1 pseudogene is annotated in these 544 nt (G+C 71.5%); it reads left to right on the top strand.

Features of this window, described 5'->3' with window-relative positions:
* Positions 1 to 317 precede the first annotated feature (317 nt).
* A pseudogene (locus RZ50_RS28135) lies at positions 318 to 544 on the top strand (hypothetical protein); the annotation flags it as partial.

Here is a 544-nt window from a genome sequence, read left to right as displayed (position 1 = left end):
ATTCAAGGCCGCGGCCCCAGCGACTCGCTGGGGCCGCGGCCTTTTTGTGTTTTGCGAACGTGAACGAGGCCGGCAGACCGGGACCTCCGCCCAGACGCGGACGGTTCGGGCATGCCGGACAATGGAGATGGTGCCCGGCCAGGAGGTCGGCGCCGATACCGCGTGACGGCACCGGTTTTGCCTGGTCCGCGGTGGAGTTGAAGCAGCAGAAGGAGTCACCAGGATGTCGAACCAGCCCGAGGGCCGCCCCGATCGTCGATCGGACGACGGCCGAGGCTACGAGCCCCGGTCCCGTGGGGGCTGGTCCAACGACCGTGGTGGCCGCCGCGATGACCGTCGTGACGACCGCGGCGGCGACCGTGGCGGCGACCGTGGCGGTTTCCGTCGTGACGACCGTCCGTTCCGCGACCGGGATGACCGTCGTGACGACCGTGGCGGCGACCGCGGTGGCTTCCGTCGTGACGACCGTCCGGCCGGCGGTGGCTTCCGCCGCGATGACCGCCCCTCCGGCGGTGGCTTCCGTCGGGACGACCGTCCCTCCGGT

This window comes from Kitasatospora sp. SUK 42, from assembly GCF_015776785.2.
Taxonomy (GTDB): Bacteria; Actinomycetota; Actinomycetes; order Streptomycetales; family Streptomycetaceae; genus Kitasatospora.
The sequence above is the reverse complement of the archived record's forward strand: the minus strand, read 5'-3'. Positions and strand labels throughout refer to the sequence as shown.